Origin of the sequence: Burkholderia sp. THE68 (assembly GCF_009938265.1) — a bacterium.
GTDB lineage: Bacteria > Pseudomonadota > Gammaproteobacteria > Burkholderiales > Burkholderiaceae > Caballeronia.
In genome coordinates, this window is sequence record NZ_AP022316.1 from 374776 (window position 1) to 390097 (window position 15322).

Here is a 15322-nt window from a genome sequence, read left to right on the forward strand (position 1 = left end):
AAAGGCGGCGGCGCGCGGCGATCTTCGGGCTCCGCCGCTGTCTGCGCCGGCGTATGTCGCGCTGGGCGCAAACGGGGGTTTTTCCAGGTATGGCGTCGGTTATTCCAGCTTCCTTATCGAGATTCAGACGCACGGGCTCGTGGATCGACGACGCGCTGTATGCGGTCGCCGTATACGCCGTGCCGTTCCTGATTTTGCTCGGTACGATCGCGACGCTTTATTTTTTGCCGCGCCAATATGAAACGCGCGGCGCGATTCCTCTTTCATTGCGCGTCGTCGCCGATAAAGGCGAAATAATGACGCCCGCCGATGCGCTCGAAGCGCTGAAAGGCGCCGCGCCTGTTTCGCGCTACAGCACCCGTCTCTCCGAAAAACCCATCTGGTTCACTCTGACGACGCCGAGCATGAGTCCCGACTCGTCGACGGTCGTCGAATTGCCGTCGCGTCATGCGCAAACGCTTGCCTGCTGGAATGCGGACACGCTCGCGCCGCTCGGCCGCGCGGATCGCGAAGGCGTGAGCGGCGAAATGCGCACGGTGAAGGCGGGTTTCTCGATTCAGGTCGGGCGTATCAAGCAGTCCACCACCGTACTTTGCCGTGGCACTTTCTCAGGTCCCGCGCAGATCAACGCCTATGCGTGGGAATGGCAGGGCCTGCGCAACTCGGCGCTCGACTTTCAGGAAAGCTCGGGCCTCATCGCCGGCGGTCTGCTGACGCTCGCAGTGTTCGTTTTCGTCACGGCGCTCATCAATCACGAGTGGACCTACGTGATTTTTGCGGTGTGGCTCGTCGGCAATCTGCGGCTGTGCGCGAACGCGATGGGCTGGGACATGCAATGGCTCGGCCGCTTACTGCCGTCGGATTTCATGCAGCCGTTGCGGCAGGTCACGTTCGCCGCCTATTACTTGTTGACCGCCGCGCTGTTTCAGCAATTGTTCCGGCGCGAGTTGCGCGTGGTTGGCTATCGCTGGCTGCTGCGCGTCATTCAGTATGTGGGCATCGTGCTGCTCGCGGCGGCGCTCGCGCTGCCGTACGCGCTCTTCATCCCGACGCTCTGGATCATCGCGGGATTCGGTATCTGCGTGCTGCTGTTCTTCCTCGCGCGGCTCGTGTGGATGGCGCGCTCGCGTACCGTGCTGTGGTACGTGGCGTCGCTCGCGGTCGTGCTGTTCGCGACCTTCTCCGAAGTGCTCGGCGCGGCCTTCGGCCTGAAGGTGCTGGTCGGCGGCGTCAATACCGTGATGGCCGCGCTGTCGTCGAGCATGATGGCGGCTTTCGCGATCGCCGAGCAGATGCGCGCCGAACGCGATTTCCGCCGCCAGGCGCAGATGGAATTGCGCAACACTTACGAAGTCACTCCGATCGGCCTCTTCACGCTCGACGCCGACGGCCACTTCGTGCGCGCCAATCCCGCACTGCGCGCGATGCTCGATCTGCAAAAGGCCGACTACAAGCTGCGGCACTGGAACGACTACTTCGAGGCGGGCGCGTGGGGCGCGTTGCAGGCGCTGGCGTCGAAGGGCAGCGACGGCGAGCTGGAAATGGGCGGCTCGCCGGAGCGCGGCACGAGCGAGCGCCGTTATCTGCTGAAGGCGATCCGCTCGAACGGCTGGATCGAAGGTTCGCTGCAGGATACGACCGAACGGTCGAAGGCCGTCGAGCGCCTGCGCTTTCTCGCGGAGCACGATCCGCTCACCGGCTCGCTGAATCGGCGCGGTATCGAAAAGGCAATTTCCGCGCAGAGCGAAGAAACGCTGCCGTGGGCGCTGGCGTACGTCGATCTCGACCGCTTCAAGCTCGTCAACGATCTCTTCGGCCACCGCAGCGGCGACGAAGTGCTGCGTCAGGTCGCGGCGCGCACGCGGGCGCACTTCGCGCGCAATTATCCGGTCGGGCGCATCGGCGGCGACGAGTTCGTCTGCGTGATGAACGATACGTCGATCGAAGACGCCATCGCGCAATGCCGCGAACTCATCTCCATTCTCTCCGACGCGCCGTATCAGGTCGGCAATCGCGCGTTCCAGGTGAAGGCGTCGATCGGTCTGGTCGAATGCTCGCAGGGCGTGCGCGTGCAGGACGCGCTGTCGCACGCGGACCGCGCGTGTCGCGAGGCGAAGAAAGTCGCGCATACGCATCTCGTCACTTATCGCAAGGGCGCGGCCGCTTTCGAGGAGCGCGCGGAAGAACTGAAGCTCGTCGAGACGCTCGGGCGCAACCGCCTGCCGCCGGGACTCTTTCTCGTGATGCAGCCGATCATGTCGCTGTCCGCGCCGACCGAATCGCTCAACTTCGAAGTGCTGCTGCGCATGCGCGCGCCGGATGGCGCGACGCTGCCCGCGGGCAAGGTGATCGTCGCGGCGGAGGAGTCGGGCAACATCGCGGCGATCGACCGCTGGGTCATCTCGACGCTGCTCGAATGGATCGAGACGCATCAGCATCAGCTCGCCAACACGCAGTTCATCTGCGTGAATCTCTCCGGCGGATCGCTCAACGACGAGCAGTTCATGGAGGACATCTTCGCGCTGTTCGCGCGCTATCAGTCAATCGTGCAGTATCTGTGTCTGGAGATCACCGAAAGCGTCGCGCTGCACGATCTCGAGAACACGCAGCGTTTCATCGCGCGCGTGCACGACATGGGCGGCAAGATCGCGCTCGACGACTTCGGCGCGGGCTACACGTCGTTCAAGTATCTGAAGGCGCTGTCCGCCGACGCCCTCAAGATCGACGGCGAATTCGTGCGCTCGATGTGCGCGCATCCGGCTGATATCGCGATCGTCGAGGCGATCGTCGCGCTCGCCCGCAATCTCGGCATGCGCAGCGTGGCGGAATGGGTCGAGGATGTCGATACCTTGCGCGCGTTGCAGGAAATCGGCGTCGACTACGTGCAGGGTTTTCTTGTCGCGCGGCCGCAGGAAAGTTCGGCGATTCTCGCGGCGAGTTCGGCCGCGAGTTTCCTGAAAGATCCGGAAGTGATCAGTTTCGTCGAGTGCCTGTCCGAACCGGCGCAGGCGACCGTCTTCGACTATGACTGGCACGCGCGCGCCTCGGGGACGCACTGAGCACGGCGCTCGTCAGACCATCTTCATCTCGTTCAATACCTTTGTCGCCGCGATGGGAATGCGCGTGTCCTCCCATTGCGCGAGCCATTGAATCTCCTTGAGTGTGAAATAGCCGGGTTGATTGCGCAGCGCGAACTGCAGCGAATCGACGATGTGATCGCGGATGATCTGCGGCGCGCTTTCGTCGTTGACGATCGCGTGGAGGGCTTCGAGCGTGCTCATTGTTGGAACAGAAGAGTTGATCTCCGTCGAACATAACCGACTAAAAATCGCGAAAAAAATTGACGGCGGCGCACGGACGGCGAATGAAAGCCGCTTGATAAAATCGGCGCGGAAGTCTTTACTAAATAAAAACGCTGGATTTAATCGAACGGGGACCAATACATGAACGATATCCGCCGCGCGCGCCTGCGCCGCGAGGCTGCGGCCGATGTCTGAGCGGCCCGCGCGCAAAGCCTCGATGCATTCCGTCGGCTCGAACCAGTTGGGCATGCGCCAGTTCAACGAGCGCATCGTCCTGCAGGCGATCCGGCTTCACGGCGCGTTGCCCAAGGCGGACGTCGCGCGCCTGACGCGTCTGTCGATGCAGACGGTCTCGCTGATCATCGACCATCTGATCGAAGACGGCCTGCTCGCGAAGGAGCCGCGCTCACGCGTGCGCGGCCGCATCGGCCAGCCATCGGTGCCGATCTCGCTGCGCGCGGACGGCGCGTTTTCCATCGGCGTGAAAGTGGGGCGGCGCAGTCTCGACGTGCTGTCGATGGATTTCGCCGGCAGCGTGCGTGCGCGCGAAACGCTGGAATATCCGTATCCCGATCCGCATACGCTCTTTCCCGCGCTGGAAGAGCGCCTCGCGCGCGTGATCGGCGCGCTCGGCGATGACGCGCGCAAGATCGCGGGGATCGGTGTCGCGGCGCCGCTGTGGCTCGGCGGCTGGCGCGATTTCTTCGACACGCCGCCCGACGTGCTCGCGGCGTGGGACGACATCGACATCCGCGCGCGCATTCAGTCGATGACGCCGCTGCGCGTCGAGTTCGCCAAGGACACGACGGCCGCGTGCGCCGCCGAACTCGTCATGGGCCAGGGGCGCGGGCTGCGCAATTTCCTGTATGTCTTCATCGGCACGTTCATCGGCGGCGGACTCGTGATCGACGGCCGGCTGCACGCCGGGCCGGGCGGCAACGCGGGCGCGATCGGTTCGTTGCCGCTGATCTCCGGCGGCAAGCGGCAGCGCACGGGGCAATTGCTCAACACGGCGTCGGTCTACGTGCTGGAGAAGGCGTTCGCGGCTGCGGGCGCGCCGGCCGCCGCCGCGCATGACGAGCGCGCGTTGTCGCCCGAGTTGCGCGGGCTGGCGGAAGCGTGGATGCGCGAGACGTGTCCCGCGATCGCCACGGGCATCGCATCGTCGGCTGCGCTGCTCGATCTGGAAGCCGTGGTGATCGATGGAGAAATCGACCGCGCCTTGCTGCACGACGTGATCCGTCGCACCGATGACGCGCTCGCCGCATTCGACTGGCAGGGCATGACGCGGCCACGGCTCGTCGAAGGGCAGATCGGTCCCGACGCACGCGCGATGGGCGGCGCGATCCTGCCGCTCTACGCGCACTTCGCGCCGAAACATGAACTCTTTCTGAAGCCACTGGAAACCTGAACGCGGCGTCGCGCACTCAGTCCAGCGACAGCCGCGCGGCGAACGCGAGCAACGCGGCGGAAAAGGTCCAGCGTTGCACGGTCTGCGCTTTCGGATGACGACGCAGCCAGCCGGAAATTCTCACCGCGCCCGCCGCGAGCGTCAGGTCGAACGCGACGCCGACCGCGATCAGCACCACGCCCAGTTCCAGCACCTGCGACCAGACCGGGCCGGATTCCGGCCGGACGAACTGCGGCAGCAGCACGGAGCAGAAAAGCAACGCCTTCGGATTGAGGATGCTGCTCAGAATGCCTTTCGCATACGCCGAACGCAGCGTCGGGGCGGAATCTTGAGCGGGCGCGGCGTTGAGCCCGAACGCGGGCGAGCGGAAAATCTGAATCGCGACATACGACAAATACAGTCCGCCCGCGATACGCACGCCATCGTAGAGCCACGGCGCGCTGCGCAGGAGCGCGGCGACGCCGAGCGCCGAGAGCGTCACGTGCGTCGCGCGAGCCGTGGCGAGACCCGCCGCCACGGCGAGACCGTGCCGGAAACCCCGCGTGCCGCTGGTCTGAAGCATGAGCGCCATGTCCGGTCCGGGCAGCGCGTAGACGACCGCCAGCGCACCGACGAAAACCCAGAGCAAGTGTGCCGAAACCATGATGAAACTCCTCTTTTGAAGGCTTCATCGTGCCATTACGCGCGGGGTGTTTTCTGGCCTTTTACATCGATAATTCGGAGTATGGCGCGGCTTTCCACTACAATTTTTGGTGCTAAAAGAGGAAGGCACCATGAGTGAACTTGACCGTATCGACCGCGCGATGCTCGTCGCGCTTCAGCAGGATGGCCGCATGCCCGTCGCGAAGCTCGCCGAGCGCGTCGGGCTGAGCGAGACGCCGTGCGCGCGCAGGCTCAAGCGTCTGGAAAGCGACGGTTATATCGACGGCTATCGCGCGGTGCTGTCGCGCAAGGCGCTGGAACTGGGCGTCGTCGCATTTGCGCAGGTGCGCTTCAGCGTCCACGACCGCGCGTTGTCGGACCGTTTCGAGCGCGAGATTCAGGGCATCGCCCGGATCGTCTCGTGTCACAACATTTCGGGGACGGCGGACTATCTGCTGCAAATCGTCGCGCGCGATCTCGACGAATACGGCGTCTTCATGCGCGACGTCCTGCGCACCTTGCCCGGCGTGACCGCCGTCGAATCGATGCTGTCGCTGCGCGAACTGAAGCGCGACGGCGGCTTGCCGGTACCGTGACGATTGTCTATACAAGGATTGCGTTGGTACGGCGCGATGAGCCTCGGGATTCCCCTAATACAATCGAAGTTGTATATACAAGAACATGAGTCCAATTCGGCGCGGGTTGCTATCCGTGCTCGTCGACTCTCATTTCTTGATGCGCAGGAGCAATCCGTGACTTCATCTTCCCGTTTTCGCGACACCGAGATCCGCGCACCGCGCGGCACGCAACTCAACGCCAAAAGCTGGCTGACAGAGGCGCCGCTGCGCATGCTGATGAACAATCTCGACCCGGACGTGGCCGAGAATCCCAACGAACTCGTCGTGTATGGCGGCATCGGGCGGGCAGCGCGCGACTGGGCGTGCTACGACAAGATCGTCGAAACGCTCAAGCGCCTCGAAGCCGACGAGACGCTGCTCGTGCAGTCGGGCAAGCCGGTCGGCGTCTTCAAGACGCACGAAAACGCGCCGCGCGTGCTGATCGCGAATTCGAATCTCGTGCCGCACTGGGCTAACTGGGAGCACTTCAACGAACTCGACGCGAAAGGTCTCGCGATGTACGGGCAAATGACCGCCGGTAGCTGGATTTATATCGGCAGTCAGGGCATCGTGCAGGGCACGTACGAGACTTTCGTCGAAGCCGGACGCCAGCATTACGGCGGCGATCTGAAAGGGCGCTGGGTGCTGACCGCCGGGCTCGGCGGCATGGGCGGCGCGCAGCCACTCGCGGCGACGCTCGCGGGCGCGTGCTCGCTGAACATCGAATGCCAGCAGAGCCGCATCGATTTCCGTCTGAAGACGCGTTACGTCGACGAACAGGCGACCGATCTCGACGACGCCCTCGCGCGCATTCAGCGCCATACGTCGGAGGGACGCGCGGTTTCCGTCGCGCTGTGCGCCAACGCCGCGGACGTGCTGCCCGAACTCGTGCGACGCGGCGTGCGCCCGGACATGGTCACCGATCAGACCAGCGCGCACGATCCGCTCAACGGCTATCTGCCGAAAGGCTGGACCTGGGCGCAGTACCGCGACCGCGCGCAGAGCGATGCTGCCGGGACCGTCAAAGCCGCGAAGCAATCGATGGCCGAGCACGTGCGCGCGATGCTCGCGTTCCGCGAACAGGGCGTGCCGACCTTCGACTACGGCAACAATATCCGCCAGATGGCCAAGGAAGAGGGCGTCGAAAACGCGTTCGACTTTCCGGGCTTCGTGCCGGCCTACATCCGGCCGCTCTTTTGCCGCGGCGTCGGGCCGTTCCGCTGGGCCGCGCTGTCGGGCAATCCGGAGGACATCTACAAGACCGACGCGAAAGTGAAGGAACTCATCGCCGACGATGCGCATCTGCATCGCTGGCTCGACATGGCGCGCGAGCGCATCAGCTTCCAGGGGCTGCCGGCGCGCATCTGCTGGGTCGGGCTCGGCCAGCGCGCGAAGCTCGGCCTCGCGTTCAACGAGATGGTGCGCAACGGCGAGCTGTCGGCGCCGGTTGTGATCGGCCGCGATCATCTCGATTCCGGCTCGGTCGCGAGCCCGAACCGCGAGACCGAAGCGATGCGCGACGGCTCCGATGCCGTGTCCGACTGGCCGCTGCTCAATGCGCTGCTGAACACGGCGAGCGGCGCGACGTGGGTGTCGATTCACCACGGCGGCGGCGTCGGCATGGGCTTCTCGCAGCATTCGGGCGTCGTCATCGTGTGCGATGGCAGCGTGGAAGCCGATGCGCGTATTGCGCGCGTGCTGCACAACGATCCGGCGACGGGCGTCATGCGCCACGCGGACGCGGGCTACGACATCGCCGTTCAGTGTGCGCGCGAGCAGGCCCTCGACCTGCCGATGATCGAAGGCGCGCAAGGCAAGCGATGAAAAAGCGCTGGCAACACTGCCATGCCGCGACGATGTCCGGCGGCAAGTATTCGGTCATCGAAGACGCCGTGATCCTGACCGACGGCGCGCGCATCGAATGGATCGGGCCGCGCGCGGCGGCGCCGGAGACCGGCGATTGCGAGCGTGTCGACCTCGGCGGCGCGTGGGTGACGCCGGGCCTGATCGATTGCCATACGCATCTCGTGTTCGGCGGCGATCGCAGCGGCGAGTTCGAAGAGCGGCTGCAGGGCGTGAGCTATGCGGAGATCGCGGCGCGCGGCGGCGGCATCGCGAGCACGGTGCGCGCGACGCGCGAAGCCAGCGAGGACGCCTTGTTCGACACCGCGAAGGCGCGCGCGCTCGGTCTGCTGCGCGAGGGCGTGACCGCGCTCGAAGTGAAGTCCGGCTACGGGCTCGATCTCGCCAACGAACGCAAGATGCTCGCGGTGGCGCGCCGTCTCGGCGAAGCGCTGCCGCTCACCGTGCGCGCGACCTGCCTCGCCGCGCACGCGTTGCCGCCCGAGTACGCGAATCGCGCGGATGACTACATCGCCTACGTCTGCGACGAGATGCTGCCGGCGCTCGTCGCGGATGGTCTCGTCGATGCCGTCGATGCGTTCTGCGAGCACATCGCGTTCTCGACGCAACAGGTCGAACGTGTGTTCCGATGCGCACGCGATCTGGGCGTGCCCGTGAAACTGCATGCCGAGCAACTGTCGTCCTTGCATGGGTCGACGCTTGCGGCGCGCTATCGCGCGTTGTCGGCGGATCATCTCGAATACATGACCGAGGACGACGCCGTTGCGATGGCGCAAGCCGGCACCGTCGCGGTGCTGTTGCCGGGCGCGTTTTACATGCTGCGGGAAACGCAGTTGCCGCCGATCGACGCGCTGCGCCGGCATCACGTGCCGATCGCGCTCGCGAGCGATCTGAACCCGGGCACATCGCCGGCGCTTTCGCTTCGCATGATGCTCAACATGGGCTGCACGCTGTTTCGGATGACGCCGGAAGAAGCGCTCGCCGGCGTCACGATTCATGCGGCGAAGGCGCTGGGTCTGCAATCCACGCACGGATCGCTCGAAGCAGGAAAGGCGGCGGATTTCGTCGCGTGGAGAATCGGCAGGCCTGCCGAGCTTTCGTACTGGCTTGGCGGCGCGTTGCCGAATCGCGTCGTGCGCGGCGGCGTGGAGATCGATTTCGCGCGCATCGCCTGATGAAAAAAGCCTCGTCCAGGGCGGACGAGGCGTCTGGCTGAGCCCGAGCGGGACATGCTCGGGCGCGGCGTTCTAGCTGCGCTTGCGGATCATGCCCCAGACGACGAGCAGGATGATCGCGCCGATCACCGAGGCGATCCACCCGGCCGGTTGCCCCGGTTGATACCAGCCGAGCGCGCGGCCGACGTAACCGGCGATCAGCGAGCCGGCGATGCCGAGCACGATGGTCATGATCCAGCCCATGTTGTCGTCGCCAGGCTTGACGGCCCGGGCGATGAGACCAACGACGAGTCCGACGATCAAAGTACCGATGAATGCAAGCATGCGGTTGCTCCTTATCAGAGTTTTACGGCTTCTCGACTGCGTTGCAGATAGATTCCGGACGGTCCCGGTATATCCAAAGTAGCACGGCGCACAGCGTTTGGGTATGACACTGGCCGTTCGGCCAATCCGACGAGCACGAACGGTGCCGCGAGCACGCGCAAGGTAAAATTCGTCACATTGCCTCATTGCCTGCATTGCTACGATATGACCGATTCCGACATTCCCTCCACCGACGACGCCATCCATGAAGACCGCCTCTGGCGCGACGACGGCTGGACCGCCCGCGTGATCAAGAACGAGGACGACGACGGCTGGGCCGTCGAGATGATTCAGGCGGGCGAGGCCGAGCCCGCGCTCGTCGGCCCGTGGACGATGGGCCGCGACAAAAAAAACCCGAAACCGCTCGATGCGAACGCGTTCCGCACCCTGGTCAAGACGGCGTCGGAAGTGTTGCGCCGTCATGAGCAGCAGCGTCACGCGATGCTGCACAAGAATGTGACCATCGACGTGCAAGGCGAGGACATGACCGTTACGCTGGAGATCGTTCCGGATGACGACGATCCGTACGCCAACCTCAAGGCTTTCGACGCATACGGCACCCAGCTCGCGCACGTGCGCGTTTCGCCTGCGTTCAAGCTCACCAAGGCGAGCGCGGAGCGCTGGGCCGGGAACGATTTCGCCAAGCCGAGCGCGGGCGGCTGAGCTGCGCTGAAAGCGCGTGTGCAAATGAAAACGCCGTCGCGTTTGGGCGCGACGGCGTGGTAACGAATAGCGAGAACTGGACTGGCGTCAGCCTTTCTTGACGACGAACGCAATTCGTCGATTCGCGAAACGACCGCTCGCGGTTTCGTTGTCGGCGACCGGATTGGCGTCGCCGTAACCTGATGCGCTGAGCGACTGCGGCGGCACGCCGTTGCGCACCAGGAATCCGCGGACTGCCTGAGCACGTTCTTTCGACACTTCCAGTTTCGCCGCGGCCGTGCCTTGCGCATCCGAATAGCCGGCGACTTCCAGCTTCACCATGGAACCCTTGGCCGCGCAGCTCTTGAGCAATTGCGCCGTCTCGCCGAGCGTGGCGTACGCACTTTCCGGCACCTGCGCGCTCGAGCGCGCGAAATTGACGACCTGAAGGTCGAGCACGCGGGTGAGTTTTTTGCCAGAGCAGGGCGTGTCCGTGGCGAGCAGGCTCTTCATCGCGCTGCGAAAGGATTGCGTTGCGCTGGCGACAGCGCCGTCCACGTCGAACGCAGCAACCTGGAACATGCCGCCGAGCGTGGTTTTGAGGCGATCGGTCCAGCCGAGCTTTGCATTGGCCGCTGTGCCGCTCAGTTCCACTTTCGAGCCGCTGATCTTGGCTTCCGCGCCAGGCACGGCCATGAGTGGAAAGAAGTCGGTCAGGCGCGAGAGCCAGGGGGCCGGCCGCGTTTGCGGAACGACGGAAATGTCCGCGCTGAAGGCTTTGCCGAAGCGTGCTGTCATGGCGTCGAGCAGATGCTTCTTCTCCGCTTCTGTGCCGACTGTCGCCTCGACGGCCGGAACGCCCGTTGTGTTGACGTTGAACAGCAACTGCGCATCTTTCCAAGAGGCGGTCTCGATCGTCGGTGCCGGAGTGGTCTCCGCAGGCGCCGCCGTTGCGGTCGGCGTATCGACGGTGGCGGACGCGACGACCGGCGCAATGTCCGCAGCCTGCGTGCTCAGCGGTGCGGGTGATGAAGCCGGCGTCGACACGTTCGTGACTGGTTGGGTGGCCGGCGCGGCGCTCAGATCGACGCTATCGCTGTGCGTGAAGCCGCGGTAGTAGACCAACGCGAGAATCACCGCCAGCACGGCGAAGAGCAGCCAGATCCACTTGTTCGAACGTGTCGGCGCGGGTTTGCGTACCGGTGCGCGCATCGGCGGCGTTGTCGGTGCGGGAGGCGTGGGCGCGGAAACGGGCGCGCTTTGCGCGGCCACTTTCACGATGGGCTCGGGCGGCGCGACCGCCACGGCGACATCGGCATCCATGCGCGCTTCCAGGCTCGACGCGACGGTATCGAGCCGCGGCGTGATGCAACTGGTGAAGCCTTCGGTATTGCCGACGCCGATGGCCGCCGCGACCGCGTTCGACATCGATCCGTTGATCTCGCCGACCTGGTCGCGCAATAGCTTGGGCACTTGCGGCAAGCCCCATTGTGCGAGCAGGAAGTGCCGCTTCATGATGCCGAAGAGCACGGCGGCGACGATGCCCGCGAGCGAAGACGTGGCTTGCGTGGGGACGCCGGTTTCGGCCGAAACGGCGTCGCTCAGCGCATCGACGCGGTGACCCGTTGCGAGCGCGGCGAGCGAATGGCCGTTGACTTCGAGCTGCTTGAGTCCGCCGGTCGTCGCGATCAGCTTCGTGAACTGGTCGACGATATACGCGTTGGTCTCCGGCTGCATGATGACGGAATACACCGACTGCGATCCGGGCACGAGCGTCGCCCGGTCCATCAGCGACGCGACGAGTCCCGGCGCGATGCGGGCCGCCAGTTGCCGGACGATTTGCCCCGGGATGCCGAACTGTTGCGACAACTGTTCCGCGATGTTTTCCGAGATCGCGGCATTGACCGCCTGAACCAGATTGATGCTCATCGACTGACTTTCCTTTCTACATGAACGCTTAACGCGAGCGCAATTGTGTAGCGGATTCTACTTGCACAGTTATCCTAAAAATATATCTGCAAAATTCTTTACGAAAACGGTGCGTCGATGCGACTGGCGTTGCGTTTTCAGCGCGCGCGAAGACTCACATCCGAGAAGAATTTGCGAATACGCTTACCCGCCATGGCGAGCCATGAGGGTTCTGCGGGCGCGGGATCGTTGCCGTTCACGGAGAGCGCGACGAGCGACAGCATGGAGCGAGGAGGGATGAGCGTGCGGTACGATGCGTCGAGCGGCGACGTCCACGCACAGGTGCGGCAATCGTGCATCGTGCACGTATTGCAGGGAGGTTGATTGCGGTTCATGGCGGACCCCTTTACGAGTATCCGCACATCATCGACGATGCGCTATCGTAAGGCGATCAGACGGTTCCGATTGAACTCTTGAATTCTCGATCTCGAAAATAGGACAGACTAGCTGGCGGCCATCCATCGTTCACTGAAAGGAGACAGCAATGCATTACCTGTTGATTTACGACCTCTGTGCGGACTATCTGGAGCGCCGCGCGCAATTTCGCGACGCGCATCTGGCCCTCGCGTGGGCGGCAGTGGAGCGCGGCGACATCGTGCTTGCGGGCGCGCTCGACGCCCCCGCCGATCGCGCGATGCTGTTGTTTCACAGCGAGTCGCCCGCCGCCGCGGAAGACTTCGCGAAGCATGACCCGTATGTGACGAACGGGCTGGTGGAACGCTGGGAAGTGCGCAAGTGGAACACGGTCGTGGGCGCGAGTGCGGCCACGCCCGTGCGATAGCGAAGCAGAAAGCGAAACGATCACGCGTCGGCGGTTTCTTCCTCGGGACGGTCCCGGCGCGAGGGACCGCGACGCTGCGCCGAGCGATACAGACTCGTCAGCGTGTCGTCGAGCTGCTGCGAACGCTCGAACAGCGCCGCGAGCCAGTCGACGAACACCGACACGCGCGGCGTCGCCTGACGGCTTTTCAGAAACGCCACCGAGACTTTGAGCGGCGGCGAGTTCCATTGCGGCAGCACTTCGCGCAGTTGTCCCGAGCGCAGATAAGACTGCGCCGCGATGCGCAGCGGCTGAATCAGCCCGAGCCCTTCGACGCCGCATGCGAGATACGCGTGTTCATCGGCGACCTGCACGAAGCCGCGCATCTTCATCGTGACGGGCTCGCCATCGACATCGAAATCGAAATCGGCGGGGCGGCCGCTTTTCTCCGAAATGCAATTGACCGCGACATGCTGCGCGAGTTCGTCGAGCGTTTGCGGTATGCCGTGCTTGTCCAGATATGCGGGACTCGCGCACGTCACCTGTTCGAGCATGCCGAGGCGGCGCGCGATCAGGCCCGAATCGGGCAGTTCGCCGAGCTGCACGCTGCAATCGACGCCTTCGCCGACCAGATCGACATTGCGATTGCCGATGCCGATCGACAGCTCGATCTGCGGATAGCGCGCATGAAACTCCGGCAGCGCGGGCACGACGATCGATGTCGCGACGGTGTCGGGCATTTCGACGCGCAGCCGTCCGCGCAGGCGCTCCTCGCCCGCGCCGAAACCGGATTCGAGTTCGTCGATGTCGGCGAGGATCTGCGCGCAACGCTCGTAGTACGCGGCGCCATCGACGGTGAGATTCAGGCGCCGCGTCGTGCGTGCGAGCAATTGCACGCCGACTAGCGCTTCGAGTTGTTGCACGGTCGTCGAAACACTCGCGCGCGGCATGCCAAGCGACTCGGCCGCACGCGTGAAGCTGTTCGTATCGACGACACGCGTGAAGACACGCATGGCATGGACGCGATCGATCACGTTGTGTTTTCCCATTATGACGATTGAGTGGCGATGCGCGGAAAAAAGCGATTCCACCGCGGCTATGAAGCTGCGGAAAAAAGGCGCATCGGCGATGGTTAGATCGTACGGACGGGAAGCGTCAACGTGAATACACAAAAGTGGAGGATTCTTGCCTGATTCTTTTTGACGGAAAGAATCACAGCGTGGGCATTTCGCCGCGCAGGCGGCCCACGAAACCGTTCATGTCCGCGCCCGAAGGCGCCTGATACAGCCTCAGGCCCATCTCGGGAAGGATCGACAGCAGATGATCGAAGACATCGCCCTGAATGCGCTCGTATTGCGTCCACGCGGTCGTCGCGGTGAAGCAGTACACCTCCACCGGAATGCCCTGCGACTCAGGTTCCATCATGCGCACCATGATCGCCATGTCTTGGCGAATCTCCGGATGACGCTGGAGATACGCGAGCCCATACGCGCGAAACGTGCCGATATTCGTGAGTCGCCGCCGGTTCGCGGGCTCGTTGGCCAGTTCGCCGAGATTGCGGTTGGCCTGCTCGACTTCCGTCTGCTTCTGCTCCAGATAATCGTGCAGCAGCCGAAAGCGCTTCAGGCGCGCGGTTTCCTCGTCGGAAAGAAAGCGCACGCATTGTGCGTCGATGCGCAAGGTGCGCTTGATGCGCCGCCCGCCCGATTCGAACATGTGCCGGTAATTGCGGTAGCTCTCGGAAAAGAGCTTGTAGGTGGGCACCGTGGTCACGGTGTTGTCCCAGTTCTGCACCTTGACCGTGTGCAGCGCGATGTCCTTCACGAAGCCATCGGCGGCGGCTTGCGGCATTTCGATCCAGTCGCCGATGCGCAGCATGTCGTTCGAGGTGAGTTGCGTGCTGGCTACCAGCGACAGCAAGGTGTCCTTGAACACGAGCAGCAGCACGGCGGACAGCGCGCCGAGACCGGACAGCATCCAGAGCGGCGAACGGTCGATGAGAATCGACAGCACGAGCACGCCGCACACGAGCGCGAGCCCCAGCTTGCCGATCTGGATATAGCCTTTGATGGAGCGCGTCTGCGCTTCCTTGCTTTCCGCGTAGACGTCCTGCCACGCGGACAGCGCGCTGCCCGCGGCGAAAAATATGCAGACCCACGCGCCGCCGTGCGCGATGCGGCCGATGACCGTGGCCCAGTGGCCGATGCGCGGCACTTCGTCGATGCCGAGCGCAACGGTCGCGAACGGCACCGCATACCAGAGCCGGTGATACGCCCGATGCTTGATGAACGCGCGATCCCACTTCTGATGCCCGGCCAGCACGAGCAGCCGATGCGCGACATACAGCACGATGCGCGCGACCACCCATTGCACGAAGATCGCGATCAGCGCGAGCGCGACGAGGCCCGCGATCAGTTGTAACCACGGATGAGCGGCGAGTTGTTGCGGCAGCGGATCGGGAAGGAAGTCGAAATTCATAGGGACTGGGGAGCACTCAGGACGCGCGTTTGTATCGCGATGCGTCACGTATTGTGCATGATCGTGCCGCTCCGGTGCATCGGACGAGGCTCACTTGCGCG

Annotated in this window: 14 protein-coding genes; 7 read left to right on the plus strand and 7 right to left on the minus strand. The window is 64.1% G+C overall.

Annotated features, from left to right (window positions below; translation table 11 throughout):
* Nucleotides 1–89 precede the first annotated feature (89 nt).
* Entirely contained in the window at nt 90–3059 is a 2970-nt protein-coding gene (locus BTHE68_RS15230; protein WP_162067172.1) for a putative bifunctional diguanylate cyclase/phosphodiesterase, read from the plus strand.
* Between the two features lie 12 nt (nt 3060–3071).
* On the opposite strand, the gene BTHE68_RS15235 is transcribed toward BTHE68_RS15230, so the two are convergent.
* A complete protein-coding gene (locus BTHE68_RS15235) occupies nt 3072–3281 on the minus strand; it encodes a hypothetical protein (RefSeq protein ID WP_162068212.1) in 210 nt (69 codons plus the stop codon).
* A gap of 208 nt (nt 3282–3489) precedes the next feature.
* On the opposite strand from BTHE68_RS15235, the gene BTHE68_RS15240 reads away from it, so the two are divergent.
* Entirely contained in the window at nt 3490–4713 is a 1224-nt protein-coding gene (locus tag BTHE68_RS15240) for an ROK family transcriptional regulator (RefSeq protein WP_162067173.1), read from the plus strand.
* A gap of 16 nt (nt 4714–4729) precedes the next feature.
* On the opposite strand, the gene BTHE68_RS15245 is transcribed toward BTHE68_RS15240, so the two are convergent.
* On the minus strand, nt 4730–5356 hold the full coding sequence (locus BTHE68_RS15245) for a LysE family translocator (RefSeq protein ID WP_162067174.1): 627 nt from the start codon (nt 5354–5356) through the stop codon (nt 4730–4732).
* Between the two features lie 130 nt (nt 5357–5486).
* Here BTHE68_RS15245 and BTHE68_RS15250 point away from each other — a divergent pair, with 130 nt between their 5' ends.
* The 3 genes from BTHE68_RS15250 to hutI all read left to right on the plus strand — a co-directional run bounded on the left by BTHE68_RS15250 (nt 5487) and on the right by hutI (nt 9010).
* Entirely contained in the window at nt 5487–5951 is a 465-nt protein-coding gene (locus BTHE68_RS15250; protein WP_162067175.1) for an Lrp/AsnC family transcriptional regulator, read from the plus strand.
* Between the two features lie 156 nt (nt 5952–6107).
* Nucleotides 6108–7796: a urocanate hydratase gene (gene hutU / locus BTHE68_RS15255; RefSeq protein WP_162067176.1), complete on the plus strand. Its 1689-nt coding sequence runs from the start codon at nt 6108–6110 to the stop codon at nt 7794–7796.
* Nucleotides 7793–9010, plus strand: coding sequence for an imidazolonepropionase (gene hutI, locus BTHE68_RS15260; protein WP_162067177.1), 1218 nt, complete (start codon nt 7793–7795; stop codon nt 9008–9010). The genes hutU and hutI overlap by 4 nt, the downstream gene beginning before the upstream one ends.
* Before the next feature lie 72 nt (nt 9011–9082).
* Here hutI and BTHE68_RS15265 read toward each other — a convergent pair whose 3' ends face one another.
* Entirely contained in the window at nt 9083–9334 is a 252-nt protein-coding gene (locus BTHE68_RS15265; protein ID WP_061174527.1) for a GlsB/YeaQ/YmgE family stress response membrane protein, read from the minus strand.
* Between the two features lie 204 nt (nt 9335–9538).
* Between BTHE68_RS15265 and BTHE68_RS15270 the strand changes: the two genes are divergently transcribed.
* Nucleotides 9539–10036, plus strand: coding sequence for a hypothetical protein (locus tag BTHE68_RS15270; RefSeq protein ID WP_162067178.1), 498 nt, complete (start codon nt 9539–9541; stop codon nt 10034–10036).
* Nucleotides 10037–10123: 87 nt separating this feature from the next.
* Here BTHE68_RS15270 and BTHE68_RS15275 read toward each other — a convergent pair whose 3' ends face one another.
* Together BTHE68_RS15275 and BTHE68_RS15280 are read right to left on the minus strand one after the other, a co-directional pair.
* Nucleotides 10124–11944, minus strand: a complete 1821-nt coding sequence (locus BTHE68_RS15275) for an OmpA family protein (protein ID WP_162067179.1) — start codon at nt 11942–11944, stop codon at nt 10124–10126.
* A 137-nt stretch (nt 11945–12081) separates the two neighbouring features.
* Nucleotides 12082–12318, minus strand: a complete 237-nt coding sequence (locus BTHE68_RS15280; RefSeq protein WP_162067180.1) for a hypothetical protein — start codon at nt 12316–12318, stop codon at nt 12082–12084.
* 149 nt (nt 12319–12467) lie between these two features.
* Between BTHE68_RS15280 and BTHE68_RS15285 the strand changes: the two genes are divergently transcribed.
* Nucleotides 12468–12764 (plus strand): YciI-like protein, encoded by a 297-nt coding sequence (locus BTHE68_RS15285; protein ID WP_162067181.1) that lies wholly within the window; start codon nt 12468–12470, stop codon nt 12762–12764.
* Between the two features lie 20 nt (nt 12765–12784).
* Here BTHE68_RS15285 and BTHE68_RS15290 read toward each other — a convergent pair whose 3' ends face one another.
* Complete coding sequence (locus tag BTHE68_RS15290; protein WP_162067182.1) at nt 12785–13777, minus strand: LysR family transcriptional regulator; 993 nt, start codon at nt 13775–13777, stop codon at nt 12785–12787.
* Between the two features lie 178 nt (nt 13778–13955).
* Nucleotides 13956–15221, minus strand: a complete 1266-nt coding sequence (locus BTHE68_RS15295) for a mechanosensitive ion channel family protein (RefSeq protein ID WP_162067183.1) — start codon at nt 15219–15221, stop codon at nt 13956–13958.
* Nucleotides 15222–15322: the final 101 nt, after the last annotated feature.

Coding starts and splice junctions, on each gene's coding strand:
- BTHE68_RS15230 (WP_162067172.1), top strand. CDS start 90: ATGGCGTCGGTTATTCCAGCTTCCTTATCGAGATTCAGACGCACGGGC.
- BTHE68_RS15235 (WP_162068212.1), bottom strand. CDS start 3,281: ATGAGCACGCTCGAAGCCCTCCACGCGATCGTCAACGACGAAAGCGCG.
- BTHE68_RS15240 (WP_162067173.1), top strand. CDS start 3,490: ATGTCTGAGCGGCCCGCGCGCAAAGCCTCGATGCATTCCGTCGGCTCG.
- BTHE68_RS15245 (WP_162067174.1), bottom strand. CDS start 5,356: ATGGTTTCGGCACACTTGCTCTGGGTTTTCGTCGGTGCGCTGGCGGTC.
- BTHE68_RS15250 (WP_162067175.1), top strand. CDS start 5,487: ATGAGTGAACTTGACCGTATCGACCGCGCGATGCTCGTCGCGCTTCAG.
- hutI (WP_162067177.1), top strand. CDS start 7,793: ATGAAAAAGCGCTGGCAACACTGCCATGCCGCGACGATGTCCGGCGGC.
- BTHE68_RS15265 (WP_061174527.1), bottom strand. CDS start 9,334: ATGCTTGCATTCATCGGTACTTTGATCGTCGGACTCGTCGTTGGTCTC.
- BTHE68_RS15270 (WP_162067178.1), top strand. CDS start 9,539: ATGACCGATTCCGACATTCCCTCCACCGACGACGCCATCCATGAAGAC.
- BTHE68_RS15275 (WP_162067179.1), bottom strand. CDS start 11,944: ATGAGCATCAATCTGGTTCAGGCGGTCAATGCCGCGATCTCGGAAAAC.
- BTHE68_RS15280 (WP_162067180.1), bottom strand. CDS start 12,318: ATGAACCGCAATCAACCTCCCTGCAATACGTGCACGATGCACGATTGC.
- BTHE68_RS15285 (WP_162067181.1), top strand. CDS start 12,468: ATGCATTACCTGTTGATTTACGACCTCTGTGCGGACTATCTGGAGCGC.
- BTHE68_RS15295 (WP_162067183.1), bottom strand. CDS start 15,221: ATGAATTTCGACTTCCTTCCCGATCCGCTGCCGCAACAACTCGCCGCT.